Consider the following 16,529-nt stretch of genomic DNA (forward strand, 5'->3'; position numbering starts at 1 on the left):
GTATTTGGCGCATCTTGCGCGAAATTAATACTTCAAAATGCTCACATAGATAGCTATGCTGCGCTCAAATCCAACCGTTCACCAAGATATTAATATACCCCCTGATCTTTTACAATCTACCTACTAAGTTATAAGATTTCTATTCTGCTAAATGATGGAGTGCTTCTTTTAAAGGTCTATAGGCACATAAATCTCCTACTTCCCGAATAATACTGCGAGCTTTAAGCGACAGTAATTGCTTCTTTTTCAGTTTCTTGGCTTCCTTTGTGTTATCAGCAGTGACAAGTTGAACTTTAATATTCATTAGTTGATAGAGGCCTGCTTCTTTTCTTAACTTGTCACGTAAGGTAGGCAAATAGTAACGAAGTTCGGTTGCGAAGGCAGCATCGGTAAGGCTAATAAGCAAAGAGCCTTTATTAAAGCTACCGACTTGACAATATGCCTGTAAATGAATAGGTAGAAGAGGTTTTAATAAAGAGTTAAGTTTATCCAACTGGATAACTTGCTGACAAATGTCAGCTAACTGCTTATTTAGACAATAGTTAATAGGACGCATAAGTACCTTTCTAATTAACATGAAAATCGAATAACCGCTAACGTCTGACCTACAAATTTTAGTATAATGCTTCTAAGCAAATTTTTATTAATTTTAAATTCTACAAATTAAATGAAAGTCTTGTTATTTAGTAGTAAATTTAAAACATCTAAATTATCATACCTTAATTAAGGTGAGTTCGATATAAAAGAAACGATGTCTCTTTTGTATCACTAAGTGAACGTTATCCCGTAAAATGCGAAGCATTTATGCAGGCTCCAGATCAAGAATAAACAAATTCGACATAAAAGAGACAAAAACTCTTTATATTGTTAAAGGAATGTTATTTTAAAAATGCATCATTGCGACTATATGGATTAAGATAAAAGAGAGATTGATAATGGCGGAAATGGCGGATAAGAACGTCGTGTATATAGCAAAACTTCATTGGCTTCTATTTTTCTGGCCTCTTGTATTAACTGGATTTGGGCTATTTTTAGGGATACAAGTAGAACAGCTTAAAGAAGTGGCTTTAGTATTTGTAATCATTGGGGTAATTTGGCTATTTATTACCTGGGTTCATTATCACTTTTCTTCAGTAACTATTAAAAAGAAGCAAGTTATTTTACGTACTGGACTTATAGTCAGGCAAACAGTTGATATTCCTTTAACTAAAATTGAAAGTATCGATATTCGTCAAACTTTATTAGGTAGTATTTTTGGCTATGGTGCACTTACTATTATAGGTACGGGTGGCACAAAACATTTTATTAATTTTCTACAGAGGCCTTTAACTTGCCGCCGCTATATTGAGCAATTAATGAATGATTAGTGAACATTGGGCATGTAATTTTCTAAAGCAAGATATTTCCTCCATTACCTCTTTACAAGGTGGAATGCAACATTATCTTGATTTAATTGAGCTAATTGATTCAAGTAAGTGGGTATGTAAGAAGTTTACTAATCAAACCTGGTTAGGCGAGATCACTTATCAACAAATATTGATATCAGAAAAAATAGCTAATTTAGTGGCTGATCAGTTAGGACTAACTTATAAAGCATTATGCCTTGAAAGTGACTCGCCTATTTTAAAACTCAAAGAAGGCTATGGCATCATTCGTCCATTTTTTGCAGGAAAGACCAGTGCCATGGTAACGCCTAGTCAAGCTCAGCTTTTAGGTAAGGTTCTGGCCCATATTCATTCATTAAATATCAATAATATTGACGCGTCGCCCTTCCCAGCAATCAATTGGCCACAAGAATTCAACTGCCCGCCTTGGTTAAAAGTAGTTATTTCTGAGTGCAATGAAATATTACCTACTGAGTCGTGGATAGTTAGTCATCGTGATATTCATGCCTCAAACCTTGTTTGGCAAAATCCTGATACAGTGCATCTCATAGATTGGGAAAGTGCTGGCCTAATTCATCCTGGTATAGAATTAATAGGCCTTGCATGTAACTGCGCAGGGTTAACTAGAGGTTATTTCCTAGATCATTTATTTGTGGCGGTATTGCAAGGTTATCGTCAAGTCAAAGCAACTATTCCTACCATACCTGAAGGATATTGGGTTTTAATCTGGCAAAGCTGGCTTTTATGGTATCTATATGTAATTCAAAAAAATTTTAAGCAAGAAATTCTAGCAACAGAAGCCATTTTACATTTGTTAAAAGTAAAACAGCCAATTTTACAAACCCTTTATAAGCAGCAACTTAAATAAGTTAGGGAATTTAGATAACTTCGTATAATAATCCTATTAAAACTATTATCTATACATCGCATGGAAAGTTGATCCAAATAGTTTTTTTGCTAAACAAGATAGTATTGATCTAGGGCCTGAATTTCGTATTGATATAGGCTGGACTATACTCAAACAAAGAACTACTAATTTCATTTATATGTCTATTTCTAAGTTTATAGTGGCAACAGTTATATTATTAAATGGTAGTTATAGCTTCGCCTTACGTTGTGGCAATTCATTAGTTTATGAAGGAGATAGCAAATATTTGGTACTTAAGAAATGTGGTGAACCTTTAGCAAAAGATGTTTACCAAGATCCCACTGTGTTGATTAATCAATTTAATGTCCCCTATGGTATCGCCTCTAACGTGTATGAAGTATGGACTTATCAGCCATCACCTAATGACTTCATTTATGAAGTTTTATTTCAAAGCGGCCATGTGGTAATGATCAATGCTAATCGGGCTATCTAGGAGCTCACTTTATTAGCATTTACTGATTCTACTTTGTCCCTAAAGGGCAGTTTCCGATGTAGAATAACTGCAGCCTTCTTTAGGGCATATAATTTGTCGCCCACTGCGTTTGGTTTCTTTAATGGTGAGTAAAGGCCAATGACATTGAGGGCAGGGCTTATTAATAGGCTCATTCCAGAGAGCATAATTGCATTTTGGATAATTGCCGCATGAAAAAAAGATTTTTCCTTTGCGAGATTTGCGTTGGAGAATTTTTGCCGAATGACACTGTGGACATTCAACGCCAGTATCAGCCGGCTTTTCTAATGGCTCCATGTGTTTACATTCAGGATAGTTACTGCAGCCAATAAATCGTCCGTATCGACCTGATTTAATATAAAGTGGATTTGAGCATTCAGGGCATACTCGTCCTTCAACAACAACTGGCTCATTTTTTTCGCCTTCATTATTGAGAGCTTGCGTGTAATCACATTCCGGAAAGCCCGTACAACCAATGAAACGACCACGCTTACCAAGTCGAATTGATAAAGGCTTATTACATTTTGGACAAGTCTCTTCAAGGGTCTCAGTTGTTACATCTTTGCGCTGTATATTTTCATCGATGACATGAACTTGATGATTAAAGGGTTGCCAAAATTCTTTTAAAACTGGAATCCACTCTTTTTCGCCTCGAGAAATAGCGTCCAATGTATCTTCAAGTTGAGCTGTAAATTGATAGTCTACATAGCGGGTAAAGTGACCCGTAAGAAAGCGATTAACAATTCGACCCACATCAGTGGGGACAAACCGTTTCTTTTCCACTACAACATACTCACGTTGTTGTAAGGTATGAATAATAGTGGCATAAGTTGAAGGTCTACCAATATCATATTCTTCTAATGCCTTAACTAGGGTTGCTTCTGAATAGCGTGGTGGAGGTTCGGTAAAATGTTGATTAGCAGTAATATCTTGCAGAGTAACTTTCTCACCTATTTTTAAATTAGGTAAGATAATAGCTTGTTGCTCATCATCATTTATGTCATCTAAGCTTTCTTCATAAACAGAAAGAAAACCTGGGAAGGCAATGGATGAGCCATTGGCTCGAAAAATATTTTCTTCACCACAGGCGAAATCAACAGCAACAGTATCAATTAGAGCATCTTCCATTTGACAGGCAACGCTACGGCGCCAAATTAAATTATACAATTTATACTGATCAGGCGTTAAGGCTTGTTCAATTGTTTCAGGCGTTCGTAAGATAGAAGTAGGACGAATAGCCTCATGAGCTTCCTGAGCATTTTTAGATTTCGTTTTATAAATACGTGGGCTTGGGGGACAATTATTATTACCATAGCGTTTTTCTATAAATTCTCTAATTTCTGTAATTGCTTCTTGAGATAAATTAACTGAATCAGTACGCATGTAAGTGATTAAACCAACAGTACCTGTCCCGATATCAATTCCCTCATATAACTGCTGTGCGACCATCATGGTTTTACGCGCTGTAAAGCCTAGCTTACGTGCTGCTTCCTGCTGCAAAGTAGAGGTAATAAAGGGCGATGCCGGTTTACGCTTCCGTTGTTTTTTCTCAACATTGGTAACTAACAGTTCGCCTTGTGCTAATTGAAGAAGCTTATCGCGAATCTGTTTTGCTTGTTCTTCGCCTTGAATAGTAAATTGTTGTAATTTTTGTTTTTCGTAATGAGTAAGTTTAGCTAGAAAGTTTGAATCTTTGTATTCGCATTTAGCCAAAATTTTCCAGTATTCTTGTGGAACAAATCGTTCGATTTCTTCCTCACGCTCAACAATTAAACGTAAAGCAGGACTTTGAACCCGGCCTGCAGACAATCCTCGTCTAATTTTTTTCCATAACAAAGGTGAAAGGTTAAACCCAACTAGATAATCTAGAGCTCGCCTTGCTTGCTGAGCATTGACTAAGTCCATTGAGATATCACGTGGATTATTAATAGCTTCTTGAATAGCTGCTTTAGTAATCTCATTAAAAAAAATTCGATGAACTTCTTTATCTTTTAATAAATTACGTTCACGCATAAGTTCAAATATGTGCCAAGAAATAGCTTCTCCCTCGCGATCGGGGTCTGTTGCGAGTAAGAGTGATTGTGATTTTTTTAAGGTTTTAGCAATAGAATCGATATGCCTTATATTTTTCTCAACAGGCGTGTAAGACATAGTAAAATTTTTATTAGGATCTACTGAGCCTTTACGAGGTGCCAAATCACGAACATGGCCATATGAAGCTAATACCTCATAATCCTTTCCTAGATATTTCTGAATCGTTTTAGCTTTGGCAGGCGATTCAACGATTACCAAATGTTTGCTCATAGTTAACCTTTTTTATGATTCTAAAGATTGCTCGTAGTATCTACGAACAATATGCTGCTATATACTGATTATTTTATAGACTAAAATTTAATTTTATTCTTCTAAAGTTTTAAAGATAACCTAAAGAATTTAATGCAAGGATAATCCATCTTCCTTCTGATATAGCACAAGATCAAGGAAAGCAAGTTGAGAATCATCTAAGTTTTCTGCCAAAAAATTGCGAATAGCCCATTTAGTCTCTTCTAACGTTACAAATCTTGATTCAGAGTTAACAAGTTGATTAATCACAAGTTCTAAGGTCTCAGGCGCTATTACGCCCCACAATAACATACGAGTTAAAAATTGATAACTTGCCTTAGTAAATTTAATTTTCTCATTTATTGTAAAAATACGCATCGATGTATCACGTGCAGCTCTTACAATGAGTGCTGTATTGTCAGTCGGTTCGACATCGTTATTGTTCGCTAAGTCATCCTCAGCAATATTAGTTTGACTTTTTGTTAATTTAGATAAGCTTTTTTCAAAAAAATTCATCAATAGTTCTAATAAATTATCTTTCATTTCAACACCTTATATAGCCACCAGGCACCGCTTTAATAATACCTTGTAATTCTAACTCTGCTAAGTCACATGTGACTGCTTCAACACTTAATCCACTTCGCTGTATAATTTGATCAATGGTTGCTATTTCAAAACCTAAGCACTTTACTAGGTTTTTATGATTTGTAGCAAGATTAATTGGGGATTCTTTATTTTTTGAAGAAACATGTTTAATGCCTAATTCGCTTAGAATATCATTAATTGATGTAACCAGCTTTGCCCCTTGTTGTAGTAAATGATGACAACCTCTAGCTTGCGGGTTATTAATAGAGCCAGGAATTGCCATAACTTCTCGATTTTGTTCTAAAGCCAAACGCGCTGTAATCAGTGAACCACTTTGAATTGCAGCTTCTACGACCAGTGTGGCCAAAGATAAACCGCTTATTATACGATTTCTACGAGGGAAATGTCCAGCTGTTGGCTGACTTTTTAAAGGAAATTCAGAAATTAGTAAGCCATTATTAGCAACTTCTTCTGCAAGACCCGTATGGCTTTTAGGATAGACGCAGTCAACACCTGTCCCTAATACTGCAATCGTTTTTCCACCCCCAACAAGGCACCCTCTATGAGCCTGAGCGTCAATTCCTAGGGCTAGCCCACTAACGACGGTAATGCCATTTGTCGCAAGATCAAAAGCAAATTGCCATGCAGCTTGGGAGCCTGTTACAGAGGGCTTCCGTGTTCCAACGATGGCTACAGTTAAGTGTTCTAAGCAGGTTAGATCACCCCTAGCATATAAGACAGGTGGAGCATCATAAATTTGTCTAAGCAAATTAGGATAGTGATCATCTTCCCAAGTGATTAAATGATGACTGGTCAGCTTTTCCCAGTTTAAATCTAACTCAATTTTTCCTAAATCAAATTTTTTGATAGCACTAGCTAATTTAGTTGGTATACCTGCTGTTTCCAATTGAAGTTGGGATAAAGCAAACATATCTGCAAGTAACGGCCAGCGTGTTAAAAATTTTTTTATAGTACGAGGCCCAATACTAGGAATCTGATTAAGCGCAAGTAAATAATGTTTGTTATTCATGGATTTGTAACTATATCTCCTAGACGAATTGCTCGTATAGAGCGTACTACTAAGGCAAAACTGGTCTGAGTAAATACACGAAAGATCATTGCTTCACCTAGCCGCTCGCGCGGTAAAAGTACTGATTTAGAGCATTTTAGCGGGTTATAACAATCTTTAGGATCGCGAATTAAGTGAGCAGGTGAATAAATTCCTAATACATCGCCAGGTTCAAGACCTGCATCTTGACCTCGATTGATAACAGTCACTAGGCCTACAGCACCTTGCGTATATTCAGGTAAAACATCAATAATGACACCTCGTAAAGGGTAGACAGGCGTTTTAGGTAAAAAATTAAGATTAAATGCAGGAAAATCGTTAAACAAAACCCGATCGCCTATACGTACACCTTCAATTACTTCAGTAATTAATACTGTTGCTGGCTCCCCGCCTTTTACTAATTGTCCATAGCCAACTAAGTTAGCTTTATAACCTAATATCTTTTTGGTCTTTGGATCTTTGTAAGGGCAATTAGGTCGATAAATAGCATAGGCAATTGTTGTATCGTCACAGGCTTCAGGTGCCCGGTGTAGTCTTCTTACATAAATTTCATCGCCCTGTCCTCCTAGCATGCGCTCTCCTACATAAGCAACAACATAGGGTGCTTTAGCTAAACGATTATCATCCATAATTAAAGAATCATTTAAAAAGGGCTTAATGTCTGCAAGTGGAATGGGTAAAATTGGCTCACCTAAAAGATAAGGGCGAACATAAGGCGATAGTTTAATAGTTCCGTTAGCCAAAACGCGAATATAAGGGTTTTTCTTAAAAAATCGAAGTTCAAGTATTGCTCCTGCATAAAGGCGATCAGGATTTTTAATTTGAGGGTTTGCATACCATAATTCTTTCCATTCCCAGGGACGATGAAGGTAGCAATTAGCGATACTCCATAATGTATCCCCAGGCTTAACAATATAGCGTTTAGGATAATCAGCACGAAGGGAAAGTGCTTCAGCGCAAAAAGATAATAATAGACAAACTATAATCAGCACATATTGCATTAATCAATCCTTGAAGCAAGAGGTTTAGTCTTAACACTCTGGCTGCTTATTTTAATAATTGTTAATTTTATTTAATGTTTTGCCCATAACAAAGTTTACTGCTTTAACTTCTAAATAAAGCTAGTTAAGTGGTTTAAAGCCTAATTATCTTGCAGCAACTAAATGTATTGGCGATAATACCATGCATTCTTATTATTAACATAGATCCATATGGCTATTAGGAAAATTCTTTATTTACCCGACGCTCGTTTAAGGCAAGTGGCAAAACCAGTAGAAAAATTTGACGAGCGACTTCATGAGTTAATCGAAGACATGTTTGAAACCATGTACGCTGCTGATGGTGTAGGTCTTGCTGCGCCACAAATTGGTGTAAGTCTACGTTTATCTGTCATCGATATTGTTGGCGATAAGAAAGAACAATTGATTTTAGCAAATCCTGAAATCATTGCCTCAGAGGGTGTTGCTGAGTATCAAGAAGGTTGCTTATCAGTACCGGGCGCTTATGATACTGTTAAAAGAGCTAAAAAAGTGACTGTTCGTGCTCAAGACCGCTTTGGCGAATTTTATGAAATGAGTGGTGAAGGCGTTTTAGGTGAATGTTTTCAGCATGAAATTGATCATTTAAATGGCAAGCTCTTTGTTGATCTTCTTTCTCCTTTAAAGCGCGCTATGGCAAGAAGAAAATTGGATAAATTTAAACGTCAATTGCAGGCGCGTAATAAATAATGACCAGTTTTAAAATAGCTTTTGCTGGTACGCCAGAGTTTGGTTTACCTTGCCTTAATGCTTTACTTAATTCTAAACATGAACTTTTGGCTGTTTATACTCAGCCTGATAGACCAGCGGGGCGAGGTCGTAAACTGCAACCTTCTGCAGTAAAAAATTGGGCTTTAGAGCATCAATTACCTGTCTATCAACCGATAAATTTCCGAGATACAGAAGAGGTTGAAAAATTAGCTGCTTTAAACCTTGATCTATTAGTTGTCATTGCTTATGGCTTGATCTTGCCTAAAAGTATTTTGTCCATACCCCGCTTAGGTTGTGTAAATGTTCATGCCTCTTTATTACCACGCTGGCGTGGTGCTTCTCCTATTCAACATGCTATTTTGCATGGTGATGATTATTCAGGGGTAACGATTATGCAAATGGACGTTGGTATGGATACAGGTGATATGCTTAATAAGGTTTCTTACCGACTTAAACCAACAGACACGGCCGGTTCTTTGCATAATGAGTTAGCGCAATTAGCTGTAGCGCCTTTACTTGAAACGCTAAATGCTCTAGCAGAGGGATATAGCCAGCCTATACCGCAAGAGCATTCCCTAGCGACCTATGCTGGAAAAATTAATAAACAAGATGCTTTAATTAGCTGGAATCAAACAGCAACTATCATTGATAGGCAGATACGAGCTTATAATCCCTGGCCTATTGCTTATACTTATACCGGCTCTGAAGTTGTTCGTATTCATCAAGCAGAAATTGAACCTATGACTACTACTCAAAGCCCGGGAACAATTATTTCTATCGATAAAAAAGGTATTATCGTCGCTACCGGCGATCAATCTATACGTATTCAACGATTACAGTTTGCTGGCGGTAAAATCTTATCAGTAGCCGATTGGCTTAATTCAGCACGTTCTCAACTTGAAATTGGCCAGATTCTTCGATGAATAACCCACGATTAAACGCTTTACATGTTTTGTTAAAATTATTAAAAAATAAAGTGTCTCTAACGCAATTATTACAAGATGATATAGAGCAAGCTTCATTAACGAAAGCCATTTGTTTTGGCGTTTGTCGCCATTATTATCGCCTTGAAGCAATAGCAGATTATTTGCTTACAAAAAGGCCTAAGCAATTAGATGTGTGGCTAACTGTATTGATAGGACTCTATCAGCTGAATTTTCTAAATAAGCCTGAATATGCAGTGGTACAAGAAACAGTAGCTATGCTTGATAAAGAGCGAAAAGGTTGGGCGAAGGGTTTAGTTAATGCAGTCTTAAGGCGATTTTGCCGCGAAAAAGAAACAATTTTGTCTGACTTAGCAAAGCAAGCTAAATTTATATATGGTCATCCTGAATGGTTTGTTAAACAAGTCAAGCAAGACTGGCCCAACGATTGGCAAACAATTTTAACTAATAACGATGCACATCCACCGATGAGTATAAGAGTCAATCAGCAGCGCATTGACCGTGATTCGTATTTACAGCGCTTAAAACAGGCTGGTTTTAATGCCAAAGCACATCAATACTCGCCTGTAGGAATCGAGCTAGATGTACCTTGCGATGTGCATGAGTTACCCGGCTTTACAGAAGGTGAGGTTGCAGTACAAGATGAAGCAGCGCAATTAGCTGCTCCTTTGTTAATGCTCAAACCTAATTTACGAATTTTAGATGCCTGTGCTGCACCAGGTGGAAAAACATGCCATATTTTAGAGTCTGAACCTCACTTAAAGGCATGTATTGCATTAGATATTGATGCTAAGCGCCTACAACGTGTACAAGATAATTTAAACAGGCTAGGTTTAAAAGCGACCCTTCGTCAGGGTGATGTGCTTGACCTTGAAGCTTGGTGGGATGGGCAATTGTTTGACCGTGTCCTTCTTGATGCGCCTTGTTCCGCAACAGGCGTAATAAGAAGGCATCCTGATATTAAGTTACTGCGAACTCAAGCTGAGATTAATACGGTTGTAACATTACAAGCAGCTTTACTACAACGGATTTGGCAGGTACTAAAACCAGGTGGCATTTTAGTTTATGCAACATGCTCTGTTTTAAAGCAAGAAAATACTAATCAAATTGCTAATTTTATAGGGAGTCAAAAAGATGCTTTTTACATTATGGAAAAACAGCCATGGGGTGTCGCAACAGATTATGGTTACCAACTTTTACCCGGAATAAACAATTGTGATGGCTTTTTCTATAGTGTATTGAGTAAAGGAAACCATGGTATTTAATTGGTCAATTACATTCTTTTTATTTTTCTTAGCATTACCGGGTGTTTACATTGCTATCCCGCGGTTAATTCATTTACTCCTACCTCATAACAGTAAGGAATTAAAAAGTCGCTTTATACGTATTATTACAGTGCAAACTTTAATTATGGTTTTATTAATGAGTGCAGCAGGAAGCATTTTGTCGTTAGTAACCGGTTTAGGGGATCCCATTTTAAATGGTTTGCTACAAGGACAGTCTATTTTAGACTTAATTGACATTGTCCCTGTTTTGATTGCTACTACATTGGGGCTCATTTTTTTTCTTTTTCTTTATTATGGCGTAGCTAGCAAACTTCTTGATAAGCCAACGCTTGCTGTAATGAAAACATTACGTACGACCTTTGGCATTGACGGCTGCCTTTTATATGGCAGTGTAGTTGAAGAAATTTTAGTCCGTTGGGGCCTAATCAATGTGATTACCTTTTTTGCTTTCCTATATACAGGTGAAAAACAGCCTCTGTTAATTTGGGCTGCTATTATAATTAGTGGCTTAGTCGTCACAGTCGGACATTTACCTGCTTTTATTGCAGCCGGCTGTTTAACAACTCAGCGCTTTATTTATGTTATGTTGTTACTTCATATGACTCAGGCAATTATTTTCGGTTGGATTTTTTGGCACTATGGATTATTGTCTGCTATTTTTGCGCATATGCTTTTCTATTTAGGTTGGTACTTTTATGATAGAGCTTAAGGTATTAAGCTATCTTAGGGAGCCAAATGGCGACAGTTTACAAGATCCTACCCATTGAAATGTTGCAAAGAGGCCGTTATCAACCTAGGCTTCATTTCGATGAACAATCATTACAAGAATTGGCAAAATCTATCCAAGCCCAGGGTTTAATTGAACCATTAATTGTTCGTGAGATTGTCTCTAATCGTTATGAAATTATTGCCGGTGAAAGGCGCTGGCGAGCCGCAATGCTTGTCAATCTTACTGAGCTTCCCTGTCTTGTTGGTGATTATACTGATGAACAAGCAGCAGCACTTACACTGGTTGAAAATATTCAACGTAAAGAGTTAAATTTAATTGAGGAAGCACGAGGTTATCGCCGTTTGAGGGACGAATTTAATTTTCATCAAGATGAGATAGCAATTTTAGTTGGTAAATCCCGTAGTCATATTGCCAATATTCTACGTTTACTGACCTTATGCCAGAATGTACAAGAAAAAATTATTTCTGGTAAGCTAACATTAGGTCATGCACGTTTACTAGTGGGTCTTACTCCTACAGTACAAAATGAACTATCACAGCTAGTTATTGATAAAGATTGGTCTGTTCGCGCTTTAGAAGAACGTGTGAAAGGATTAAAAAAATCAATTGTAAGAGATAAGATTACTTCTAATTTAGATATTAAATATTTAGAAACACAATTAGCTGAGCAAGTAGGCGCGCCCGTACAAATTGTTACACACAACGTTGGAGGTTTATTACAAATCCAATTTTTTGATAATGATACGCTAGCTGGTCTTCTGGAGCGAATGGGCTTACGTTATGATTAAGCGTAATTCTTAAATAAGGATATTTAATTAATGAAAAGGATTTTCACACACATGGCTTTACTATTAAGCCCAGCAATTTTATATGCTAGTATTCAAAGTGGTGCTGATAAGTTAATTAATCAGATTGATCCTAAAATTAATATCGGCATAGAAGTAGTTGACTTAACCAGCGGTGTTACTCTATATCAGAGAAATTCAGCGCAGTCATTTATTCCCGCCAGTAATATGAAGCTGTTCTCAGATGCTGCCGCTTTAATGGTACTTGGACCGGATTACCGTTTTAAAAATAAGCTAAGTATTAATTCTGCCCAGATTCAGCAAGGTATATTAAAAGGTAACCTCTATCTTCATTTATCAGGCGATCCTTCTTTTAGCCGAGAACGTTTAAGAGATCTGATCGCTGAATTAAAGAATTGGCATATCAATCGAATTCAAGGCAATGTCATTATTGATAGTAGTCACGCAGGTGTTGATCCCTATGCGCCTGGCTGGATGATTGAGGATTTAGCTTACAGCTATGGAGCACCATTAGCGCCTGTTATGGTAGATGCAAATAGGATGACTGTCACGGTTAATCCTGCTAATAAACCATCCCTACCTGCAATCGTGGAAGTAGAGGATGATAGTGGCAGTATTATAGTAAGTAACCAAGTTATTACCAAAGATAAGACCGGACATTGTGGCATTAGCTTTATCATGGACAAAGAGAATCATCTTAATGTCTATGGCTGCGTTGGCATTGGGCAATGGGCAATTCAACAGAGAATGGCTATTCGTAATCCGCTTAAGTATGCTCAAGGCTTATTAAGGCAGCAACTATCGCGAGCGAATATTACCTTTGAAGGTGATGTATTGTTAGGTAGAGCGCCTGTGGGTACCTTGCTAATTGCTACCGATACCTCAAAACCCATTGCGCAATTATTAGCAGATACGTTAAAACCTTCAGATAATTTATACGCTGATAGTCTATTTTTACACGCAGCGGACAAATTAAATGGGGCGCCTGTTAACTGGGATCAGGCACAAACGATTATCAAACAATTTTTACAACAACAGACAGGGATTGCCCTTAAGCAGGCTGTTTTAACAGATGGTTCGGGTTTGTCTCGTTATGATTTGCTGACTCCTAATCAAACAGTTAATTTACTTCGTTTTCTCTTTGCCCGCTTCCCATTAGCTTACGAGTATATAGCGGCTCTACCTGTTTCTGGGCGAGATGGAACCTTACAAAAACGCTTTAAAAAACCCAATCAACAAGATTTGGTTCGGGCTAAAACAGGAACCATGCGAGGGATAATTAGTTTATCTGGATACTTATATACAGCAAATGCGCATACTCTGGCCTTTGCTATTTATATCAATACTCGGCGTGGTACAAGTCCTGACATTTCTGGAAAATATCGTTATTTAGTAGATGCTTTATGCACTTACTTTTTACAACAAAAGCCAACAAATAATACCTGGGCTAATGTTCTCATGCCACATACCAGAATTAAATTTCAACAAAACCCAACTCAAGCAGAACAGCAGCGAGGAAAACAAGCCAAATGGCGACGGCTTGAGACAGTAATCAAACAAGCACTTAAGGGGCAGCCTGTAACAGTGATTTATCGAAATCATGAACTAGTTTTACAAGATAATCATGGCGATATTGGTCATGTATTAGCTGTTTTACAAGCGGCACGTAAAAGATATCCTTTCTCAGTCGCTTTAGCTTCTAAATCAATGCCAATAGTAAATGGCAAAAGCTTTTTCTTATGGATTGAGTCGGCATTATTGCCACCAAAGACACAACGAATATGGACAATTCGTGAAGCGGCAAGTTGAAAATACGCTTTTTTATAAAGGATGAAGTTGTTTTAACAAAAATAATACCTACTTCTTTAAAAGTAAAAGCGCTTAGTAGGTAAGAAATGAATGCCTGCTTACATTTCTGATAGAAGTTGTTTATCTAAAATAGAACTTAAAGCAGGCATCGAATTTAGAAATTTTAATGAGTTGATTTTAAATTAAATTTATGAGCTAAGCCTTTCCAGTTACCAAATAAAGGAGGTGTTACGGCAATAGCCATTAAAGAATAATCATTATTGGTATATAAGCAGCCCCACATACCGTCTTCTTCTCTAGGACCTTCTAATAAAGTTAAGCTTGGTAGCGATTTATTTGCCTTGCTAACAGCCTCAGAAGCATTTTTAGCTTCTATAGGTAAGACTACTAAAGTCCATTTATCAGCTGTTTCAAAGCTATTGCTTGGACGATAAGTTACCCACGCATCGCCATCTTCTACAAACTCAGCATTACTGACTCCTATAGATGAAAGCGCCTTAACAGTAGGGCAGGCGTCGGGCTTATCGGATGTTACGGCAAATACAGATTGAGATATTACCAGGGGAAGAGCAAAAACTAATTTTGAAATCTTCATTACATAAACTCCTTATATTTACTTCCATAAAGCTGTGAGCATTTAATTTACAGCGTAGGCATGTTATGTAAACTACACCATGTCTGTCAATAGTCTTTTTAGTTTAAAATAATTTAAGATAACAAGTTAAGGTCATTTTATGATTAAATTAAAGTCTTATTTTACAAGTTAAACACTAGAAAGTTAGCTATTCTTACCTTACTAGGCTTTGTTATTTTAATTTTAAAAATTAACTTTATGTAAGCTTTCTACTATATTGAATAATGACATTGTGTAGGAATTTTAATGAAAGAAAAGAGATTTCAGTATAATGATATTGAGCTTAACGTGGTAGAAGGGCCAAAGCATGGTTTACCCATTTTACTACTTCATGGGGCGACTAAAAATTGGCAAGTTTTTAATCCTGTAGTTAATGAGCTTTCGCAATATTTGCATGTAATGGCTATTGATTTTCGCGGTCATGGTAAATCTAAGCATGTGCCCGGCGCTTATAAGTTACAAGATTACTTATTAGATACAAAATGCTTTATCAATGAATATATTAAACAACCTACGATTATTCTAGGACACTCGTTAGGCGGAATGATTGGTTTAATGACCGCAGCGCATTATCCAAGTCTTGTGCGGGCGTTAATCATGCTTGATGCGCCTCTAACGACAGCCTCGTTAAAAAGGCTTATAACAGAGCAGGGTGAATTTGCTAATCAGTTAATCCAATGGCTTAAAGTTAGCCGTCTTTTAAATATTTCTGCTTTTAATAATATACATATGCCTGAGAGTTTAGCCCAATGCGACCCAGACATGTTACATGCTATGATTAATGATTTCGAAGCAACGTTTCATCAATACAGTATTGATGAACTATTTCCTAAAATAAAATGTCCTCTTTTAATTATTCGAGGTAATCCTCAAATTGGCAGCTTAGTTAATGATAGTGAAGTGAAACAAATTAAAGCATTCATATCTGACTTTACTGATATCAAATTACCTTATGCTGGTCACTCACCCATAAATCATGATAAACGAGCAGTATTACAAGCAATAAGTACTTTTCTTAATCGTCATTTTAAAATGTAAGGGAAGAGAAAATTGATATGCTTTGATACTTATTAAATAAATGCTTTTGAACATTTAATTGATTTTAAATAGTATTTTGCAAATTACGCCTATTATGGCGTAACTTAGTTGAAAGCATACCTTTCAGGAAAGTGTCAAATGGACATAAGAGTATAAATTCTTTAGCTAAGCTAAATAATTTAATCTTAAATTCTAAAAAAAATGACAGGGAAACACCTCTATAATTTTGTCTTCTCTAACAATGGTGTAATTAAATGTTATCATCAAAGCTTTTTTTAGTTCCGATTGTATTAACTCGGCAGGAATCCCTGAATAATTATAATAACATTCAAATACTTCTGGTAAAATAAAGATAAATTTTGTGTTTGCATGCAAAGGTTTAGACAGTATAAGTTCTTGAGCATCTAAAGAGAATTTTTCGTCTCCCGAATCTATTTGCGTTTTAAGCCATTTTAAAAATTGAGAAAGAGGCCTTTGGGACATTAATCTTTTTTGTATGCTTGCAATTTGGGTTTTTGACGCATTTTTTGGATTCATTTTTATAAGTTTTTTATTTGAAGAAAGCTTATAATGATGCAATCTATATTTTTTCCATAACTTCATTTTATTTATCCTAAATTAACCTTTTAAACCTTTTATTAATATCTATTAATATTTTTATTAAGTTATTTTTTAAATATTGCGGTTTAGGCCAAAGCCAGACTCTGTAGTCTCACTAAGAACTTAATTTCTCTGCTAATTTTGCATGTACGCTGAAATTGTTTATGAAGTCCATTTTGCATTTATGTTCATTT

General features: G+C 36.5%; 17 protein-coding genes. 10 read left to right on the top strand and 7 right to left on the bottom strand.

Annotated features, from left to right (window positions below; all coding sequences use genetic code 11):
• Positions 1-139: 139 nt before the first annotated feature.
• Positions 140-556 (bottom strand): DciA family protein, encoded by a 417-nt coding sequence (locus tag ACQUW5_RS05320; protein ID WP_444990174.1) that lies wholly within the window; start codon positions 554-556, stop codon positions 140-142.
• Between the two features lie 379 nt (positions 557-935).
• Between ACQUW5_RS05320 and ACQUW5_RS05325 the strand changes: the two genes are divergently transcribed.
• The 3 genes from ACQUW5_RS05325 (at position 936) to ACQUW5_RS05335 (ending at position 2,746) form a co-directional block, all read left to right on the top strand.
• The gene (locus ACQUW5_RS05325; protein WP_444990175.1) at positions 936-1,367 is read left to right on the top strand and encodes a PH domain-containing protein; all 432 of its coding nucleotides are present in this window, start codon (positions 936-938) and stop codon (positions 1,365-1,367) included.
• The gene (locus ACQUW5_RS05330) at positions 1,360-2,253 is read left to right on the top strand and encodes a phosphotransferase (RefSeq protein ID WP_444990176.1); all 894 of its coding nucleotides are present in this window, start codon (positions 1,360-1,362) and stop codon (positions 2,251-2,253) included. The genes ACQUW5_RS05325 and ACQUW5_RS05330 overlap by 8 nt, the downstream gene beginning before the upstream one ends.
• Positions 2,254-2,452: 199 nt before the next feature.
• On the top strand, positions 2,453-2,746 hold the full coding sequence (locus tag ACQUW5_RS05335; protein WP_444990177.1) for a DUF2845 domain-containing protein: 294 nt from the start codon (positions 2,453-2,455) through the stop codon (positions 2,744-2,746).
• Between the two features lie 39 nt (positions 2,747-2,785).
• Here the strand turns inward: ACQUW5_RS05335 and topA are convergent, their stop codons facing one another.
• The 4 genes from topA to ACQUW5_RS05355 form a co-directional block, all read right to left on the bottom strand.
• The gene (gene topA, locus ACQUW5_RS05340; protein WP_444990178.1) at positions 2,786-5,068 is read right to left on the bottom strand and encodes a type I DNA topoisomerase; all 2,283 of its coding nucleotides are present in this window, start codon (positions 5,066-5,068) and stop codon (positions 2,786-2,788) included.
• A 129-nt stretch (positions 5,069-5,197) separates the two neighbouring features.
• Positions 5,198-5,629 carry a DUF494 family protein gene (locus tag ACQUW5_RS05345; RefSeq protein WP_444990179.1) on the bottom strand — a complete coding sequence of 144 codons (432 nt, stop codon included), beginning with the start codon at positions 5,627-5,629 and terminating at the stop codon, positions 5,198-5,200.
• A 1-nt stretch (position 5,630) separates the two neighbouring features.
• Positions 5,631-6,701 carry a DNA-processing protein DprA gene (dprA, locus tag ACQUW5_RS05350; protein ID WP_444990180.1) on the bottom strand — a complete coding sequence of 357 codons (1,071 nt, stop codon included), beginning with the start codon at positions 6,699-6,701 and terminating at the stop codon, positions 5,631-5,633.
• Positions 6,698-7,741: a LysM peptidoglycan-binding domain-containing protein gene (locus ACQUW5_RS05355; RefSeq protein ID WP_444990181.1), complete on the bottom strand. Its 1,044-nt coding sequence runs from the start codon at positions 7,739-7,741 to the stop codon at positions 6,698-6,700. Before ACQUW5_RS05355 ends, dprA begins: the two co-directional genes overlap by 4 nt.
• A gap of 210 nt (positions 7,742-7,951) precedes the next feature.
• Here ACQUW5_RS05355 and def point away from each other — a divergent pair, with 210 nt between their 5' ends.
• The 6 genes from def to dacB are packed head-to-tail and all read left to right on the top strand — an operon-like array spanning position 7,952 to position 14,063.
• On the top strand, positions 7,952-8,467 hold the full coding sequence (gene def / locus ACQUW5_RS05360) for a peptide deformylase (RefSeq protein WP_444990182.1): 516 nt from the start codon (positions 7,952-7,954) through the stop codon (positions 8,465-8,467).
• A complete protein-coding gene (fmt, locus tag ACQUW5_RS05365; protein WP_444990183.1) occupies positions 8,467-9,411 on the top strand; it encodes a methionyl-tRNA formyltransferase in 945 nt (314 codons plus the stop codon). Before def ends, fmt begins: the two co-directional genes overlap by 1 nt.
• Positions 9,408-10,697 (top strand): 16S rRNA (cytosine(967)-C(5))-methyltransferase RsmB, encoded by a 1,290-nt coding sequence (gene rsmB / locus ACQUW5_RS05370; protein ID WP_444990184.1) that lies wholly within the window; start codon positions 9,408-9,410, stop codon positions 10,695-10,697. The genes fmt and rsmB overlap by 4 nt, the downstream gene beginning before the upstream one ends.
• A complete protein-coding gene (locus ACQUW5_RS05375) occupies positions 10,687-11,427 on the top strand; it encodes a CPBP family intramembrane glutamate endopeptidase (RefSeq protein WP_444990185.1) in 741 nt (246 codons plus the stop codon). The genes rsmB and ACQUW5_RS05375 overlap by 11 nt, the downstream gene beginning before the upstream one ends.
• 26 nt (positions 11,428-11,453) lie before the next feature.
• Positions 11,454-12,236, top strand: coding sequence for a ParB/RepB/Spo0J family partition protein (locus tag ACQUW5_RS05380; RefSeq protein WP_444990186.1), 783 nt, complete (start codon positions 11,454-11,456; stop codon positions 12,234-12,236).
• A gap of 30 nt (positions 12,237-12,266) precedes the next feature.
• Entirely contained in the window at positions 12,267-14,063 is a 1,797-nt protein-coding gene (gene dacB / locus ACQUW5_RS05385) for a D-alanyl-D-alanine carboxypeptidase/D-alanyl-D-alanine endopeptidase (protein WP_444990187.1), read from the top strand.
• A 163-nt stretch (positions 14,064-14,226) separates the two neighbouring features.
• Here dacB and ACQUW5_RS05390 read toward each other — a convergent pair whose 3' ends face one another.
• Positions 14,227-14,658 (bottom strand): DUF4949 domain-containing protein, encoded by a 432-nt coding sequence (locus ACQUW5_RS05390; RefSeq protein WP_444990188.1) that lies wholly within the window; start codon positions 14,656-14,658, stop codon positions 14,227-14,229.
• Between the two features lie 285 nt (positions 14,659-14,943).
• On the opposite strand from ACQUW5_RS05390, the gene ACQUW5_RS05395 reads away from it, so the two are divergent.
• Positions 14,944-15,735: an alpha/beta fold hydrolase gene (locus tag ACQUW5_RS05395; RefSeq protein WP_444990189.1), complete on the top strand. Its 792-nt coding sequence runs from the start codon at positions 14,944-14,946 to the stop codon at positions 15,733-15,735.
• Positions 15,736-15,927: 192 nt separating this feature from the next.
• Here ACQUW5_RS05395 and ACQUW5_RS05400 read toward each other — a convergent pair whose 3' ends face one another.
• Positions 15,928-16,338 (bottom strand): hypothetical protein, encoded by a 411-nt coding sequence (locus tag ACQUW5_RS05400; RefSeq protein ID WP_444990190.1) that lies wholly within the window; start codon positions 16,336-16,338, stop codon positions 15,928-15,930.
• Between the last annotated feature and the right edge of the window lie 191 nt (positions 16,339-16,529).

The sequence above is a fragment of the Legionella pelazae genome, assembly GCF_052527395.1.